This window comes from Bacillus sp. 05T31 (assembly GCF_056396725.1).
Genome location: NZ_JBFTMA010000289.1, coordinates 1 through 4998 on the forward strand (window position 1 = coordinate 1; position 4998 = coordinate 4998).

Genomic DNA, 4998 nt, shown 5'->3' on the forward strand with positions numbered 1-4998 from the left:
AAGGAGGTTAGGCGAGAAATCAAACTGCCCGTAAAAACCCGATTGGTGAAGGCTAATAATCCGTGGGAATAGAGCCTCCCACGGATTAAAGCTTCACTTTATCCCGTTTTAACGGGCAGTAAGACTCCCGCCTCAAAATTCAGTTGAAGCAAGGAGGTTAGGTGAGAAATCAAACTGCCCGTAAAAACCCGATTGGTGAAGGCTAATAATCCGTGGGAATAGAGCCTCCCACGGATTAAAGCTTCACTTTATTGCGTCGCAAACGTAATAATTTCTTCATAAACATGATCGGGCTTTTCTTCAGGTAGTAAGTGCCCTGTATTTTCGTAAGAAATGAAAGTTGAATTAGGTAGGTCCTTATGGAGACGGTGTCCTACATGTACAGGGACGACGCGATCTTTTTCACCCCAAATGAGTAATACTGGGGTTTCGATTTTTTGTAATTCAGTTGAAGATAAGTCACCTTCACGGTCTCTTATCATTCGAGTTAAAGCAGGGAATATACGATCATCATAAAAAGGAGCAGCATAGCCTTCCATCATTTCATCGTCAATTAATGAATGGTCATGAACGACATTCATTAAGTTATGGACGATGCCCCTTCGAATAATCCAGTTCTTCACGTATAAGTGGAAGAACGGTAAATAAGAGGAGTACAGTAAAGGTAAGTTTGCGCGTGCTAAATAACTAGAGCTACATAGTAAAATCGTCTTTGAAATTAATTCAGGGCGTAAACGGTTTACAAAGAGTGAAATTTGTCCGCCCATAGAATGGCCAACTAATACAATATTCGAGAGAGATAAATGTTCGATTAAATCGATAATAATAGCTGCTAAATTGTGATAAGAATATTTAAAGAGATGAGATTTATCACTTTTTCCGAATGGTGGTAAATCAAGGGCAATTACTGTACCTTCCTTTGTYAGTAAAGGAATGAGTCGTCGATAGCTAAATGWGGAAGAGAGGAAGCCGTGAACGAGTACGAAAGTAGGTCGTTCTTTTTTAGTATTATGTTCATACAATTCGTAATGAATAGTAGTCCCGCGAGTGGAAAAAGTGAAGTAAGGGCATTTGCATTCATGGTTCATTTTTTGTCACTCCATTGATTTTTGTTCATATCATCTCCCGGCAAGAAACAAAATATGTTAACAAAAAAAGGCAAGATGACATCGTCATCTTGCCTTTCGCTTATTTATCCCGCTATTTACCGGGCAGTAGACTCCCACCTCAAAATTCGGCGAATGCGAGGAAGTTAGGTGGGAGATAACTGCCCGTAAAAGCCCGATTGGTGAGGGCTAATAATCAGTGGGGGATGGACAAAACCCCCACTGATTAAAGTTTCACTTTATAATTACCCACGCACAATATTAGGTGGTGTTTTTCCTTGTAATCCTGCTACTAAATTTTCAGCAGCTGTCATTGCCATTTGCTGTCGAGTTTTTAATGTTGCAGATCCGATGTGCGGTAAAGTTACAACGTTTTGTAATGATAAGAGCGGATTCTCTTTTTGAATCGGCTCTTGTGTAAATGTGTCGATGCCGGCTGCAAATATTTTCTTTTCTGTTAACGCATGAATTAATGCAGTTTCATCTACTGTTTTCCCGCGAGAAGCATTAATGAAAATTGCTGTTTCTTTCATTAGTGAAAATTCCTTTTCACCGATAAGATGATACGTTTCATCTGTTAATGGAGTAAGAAGAATAATAAAATCAGATTGTTTGATTAAAGTTTGTAAATCACAATATGTAGCATCAAATTTTTGCTCAGCTTCTTCTTTACGGTGACGGTTATAGTAAAGGACATTCATATCAAAGCCGAATTTCGCTCGTTTTGCGACAGCTTCTCCAATTCGTCCCATTCCGATAATACCAATCGTACTATGATGTACATCTAGTCCGAAGTGTTCTTTTCCAATTTCAGCGTTCCATTCACCATTTTTCACATAGGAATTGAGTTCGCAAACACGGCGACCAGCAGATAACATAAGAGCGAAAACAAGRTCGGCTACTGTATCATCTARYACRTAKGGWGTATTCGTTCCGATRAYATTTYGYTTYTCCATCGCTTKTAAATCAAARTTATCRTRRCCRACAGAAATGTTRCTTACTACTTTTAAATTAGGAGCAACCTGCAATAACTCTTCATTTATAGTAGATCCGAAATTTAATAACCCATCTTTATCTTTTATTTTTTCTAATAGAACATCACGAGGTACTTTCTCGTTTTGATCCCATTTTTCAAAATCACAGTGTTCTGATAAATAGTTTTCTACAAATGTTGGAACTGGTTCGGCAATATATACTTTTGGTTTCACGGTTCCATCCCCTTTCCTCTTTACCTGGATTGGTGTGTGCTAATAATCAGCGGGTATGAAGCTCCCACTGATTAAAGTTTCACTTTACCCCGCTATTTGCGGGCAGTAAGACTCCCACCTCCCAAAACGGCTGAAACAAAGAGGTTAGGTGGGAGTCCGGGCTGCCCGTAAAAGCCCGATTGGTGCGGGTTAATAATCAGCGGGATAAAGCATTCCGCTGATTAAAGTTTCACTTTATTTTGACATAATTCTCAAAAAAAATCTTCTTTTCAAACTGGAAAGAGTATTTGTATAATTTAGACAGAAACTAAAAGGAAGGATGATTTATATGGTGACAGAGAAAGAATTGGAATTATTAGCTTGTCTTGAAAAGAATAGTCGTTTATCTGTAGATACATTAGCGAAGTTGTTAAATATAGAAGTAGAAAAAGCGAAAAAAATGGTTACGAAATTAGAAAGTGAAAAGATTATCGTGGACTATGTAACACATATCGATTGGACAAAAGTGAAAGAACATACTGGTTTAACGGCGATGATTGATGTGAAAGTTACACCGAAGCGTGGTGTCGGTTTTGATGCAGTAGCTGAACAAATTTATCGCTATTCAGAAGTGAAATCCGTTTATTTAATGTCTGGGACATATGACCTTTCTATTACATTAGAAGGAAAGACGATGGGAGAAGTAGCGATGTTTGTTTCTGAGAAATTAGCAACAATTGAATCTGTCGTTTCAACGACAACTCATTTTATTTTGAAGAAGTATAAACATGAGGGGATTATTTATGAAAAGACAGATGATGATAAGAGAATTGTGGTGACACCGTGAAGCAATTTGACCTATCTAGAGTAGCAGAATCTTTACAACCGTCCGGTATACGAAAGTTTTTTGATTTAGCGGCAAGTATGAAAGGCGTTATTTCACTTGGAGTGGGAGAGCCGGACTTTGTTACACCTTGGAATGTAAGGCAAGCATGTATTCGTTCTTTAGAACAAGGATATACGTCATATACAGCAAATGCAGGATTATTGGAGCTCCGTCAAGAAATAGCAAAGTATCTAAAAAAACAATTTGCAGTATCTTATGATCCGAATGATGAAATCATTGTTACAGTTGGAGCGAGTCAAGCGCTAGATGTAGCGATGCGTGCTATTGTAAACCCTGATGATGAAATACTTATTATTGAACCAAGTTTCGTTTCGTATGCACCGCTTGTTACGTTAGCGGGCGGGGTCCCAGTTCCAGTGGCGACTTCATTAGAAGATGAATTTAAAGTACAGCCAGATCAAATTGAAGCAGCTATTACAACGAAAACAAAGGCAATATTACTTTGTTCTCCCAATAACCCAACAGGCGCAATGTTAAATAAATCCGAATTAGAAAAGCTAGCAGTTATTGTTGAGAAGTATAATTTAATCGTGTTATCGGATGAAATTTATGCAGAGCTCGTATACGACGAAGCATATACGAGTTTCGCGAGTATTAAAAATATGCGTGACCATACGATTTTAATTTCAGGATTTTCAAAAGGGTTTGCCATGACGGGATGGCGTCTTGGGATGATTGCAGCCCCTGTTCAATTTTCAGAATTAATGCTCAAAATCCACCAGTATTCAATGATGTGTGCACCAACGATGTCTCAATTTGCAGCGCTTGAAGCATTACGCGGGGGAAATGATGAAGTAATTCGAATGAGAGATAGCTATAAAAAACGTCGTAACTTTATGACGACATCTTTCAATGAAATGGGCTTAACATGTCATGTGCCAGGCGGGGCATTTTATGTCTTCCCTTCTATAGCTTCAACCGGACTATCTTCAGCAGAATTTGCAGAACAATTATTATTAGAAGAAAAAGTGGCTGTTGTTCCTGGAAATGTGTTTGGCGGGAGTGGTGAAGGATTTATTCGTTGTTCATATGCAACATCGCTTGAGCAACTTATGGAAGCAATGAAGAGAATGGAACGGTTCATAGAGAATAAAAAAAGGACAAAACACAATACGTTTTGTCCATAAAAGGGGGGGAATACTAGAAAGCCATGTGTTAGTATTCTATCCTAATATTGGAGAATTATACGTATTACAGAAAATTTTTTCGTGAATTTTGAATGAGTTCTATCAAAGTGGTATAATTTACTAATATAAGGTGGGAGTATCCTCGGTGTTTTACTTAGGATACTTACTCACTAATCGGATATTTAACAATAAATACATCTGCTTTGCTATTTACAATTGTAGAGAAAATGGTAAACGTATGGGAGTGTTTCACATGTCAGAACAATATACAACGGGAGTGGTTGTAACAGGGAAAGTAACTGGAATTCAAGATTACGGTGCATTTGTAGCTTTGGATGCAGAAACACAAGGACTTGTGCATATATCTGAAATCACAAATGGGTATGTAAAAGACATTCATGACTTTTTAAAGGTCGGAGATACAGTAGAAGTAAAAGTACTTTCAATTGATGAAGAACACAGAAAAATGAGTTTATCGTTAAAAGCGGCGAAAAGAAAGCAAGGACGAATTCTTATACCGAATCCATCAGAGAACGGATTTAATACACTGCGAGAAAAGCTAGCAGAATGGATTGAAGAGTCGGAGGTAATAAAGTAAAAGAGGAACGCATATGAGAGTTCCTCTTTTACTGTGACTTATGATATATATATTTGCAAATATGATTGCATGC

General features: G+C 37.9%; 5 protein-coding genes. 3 read left to right on the forward strand and 2 right to left on the reverse strand.

What is annotated here, in order from left to right; all coding sequences use genetic code 11:
• Positions 1–248: 248 nt before the first annotated feature.
• Both AC1DJR_RS17140 and AC1DJR_RS17145 read right to left on the reverse strand, forming a co-directional pair.
• A complete protein-coding gene (locus tag AC1DJR_RS17140; protein ID WP_477003099.1) occupies positions 249–1088 on the reverse strand; it encodes an alpha/beta fold hydrolase in 840 nt (279 codons plus the stop codon).
• 263 nt (positions 1089–1351) lie between these two features.
• Positions 1352–2344 carry a 2-hydroxyacid dehydrogenase gene (locus AC1DJR_RS17145; protein ID WP_477003100.1) on the reverse strand — a complete coding sequence of 331 codons (993 nt, stop codon included), beginning with the start codon at positions 2342–2344 and terminating at the stop codon, positions 1352–1354.
• Between the two features lie 298 nt (positions 2345–2642).
• Here AC1DJR_RS17145 and AC1DJR_RS17150 point away from each other — a divergent pair, with 298 nt between their 5' ends.
• From AC1DJR_RS17150 to yugI, 3 genes are all read left to right on the forward strand, one after another.
• Positions 2643–3140 (forward strand): Lrp/AsnC family transcriptional regulator, encoded by a 498-nt coding sequence (locus tag AC1DJR_RS17150; protein WP_429686407.1) that lies wholly within the window; start codon positions 2643–2645, stop codon positions 3138–3140.
• Complete coding sequence (locus tag AC1DJR_RS17155) at positions 3137–4327, forward strand: aminotransferase (protein WP_002129685.1); 1191 nt, start codon at positions 3137–3139, stop codon at positions 4325–4327. The genes AC1DJR_RS17150 and AC1DJR_RS17155 overlap by 4 nt, the downstream gene beginning before the upstream one ends.
• Positions 4328–4580: 253 nt before the next feature.
• Positions 4581–4925, forward strand: coding sequence for a S1 domain-containing post-transcriptional regulator GSP13 (gene yugI / locus AC1DJR_RS17160; protein ID WP_002015848.1), 345 nt, complete (start codon positions 4581–4583; stop codon positions 4923–4925).
• The last annotated feature ends 73 nt before the right edge of the window (positions 4926–4998 follow it).

Excerpts from the sequence above, each read along its gene's own strand:
- yugI (WP_002015848.1), top strand. The coding sequence starts at position 4,581 with ATGTCAGAACAATATACAACGGGAGTGGTTGTAACAGGGAAAGTAACT.
- AC1DJR_RS17150 (WP_429686407.1), top strand. The coding sequence starts at position 2,643 with ATGGTGACAGAGAAAGAATTGGAATTATTAGCTTGTCTTGAAAAGAAT.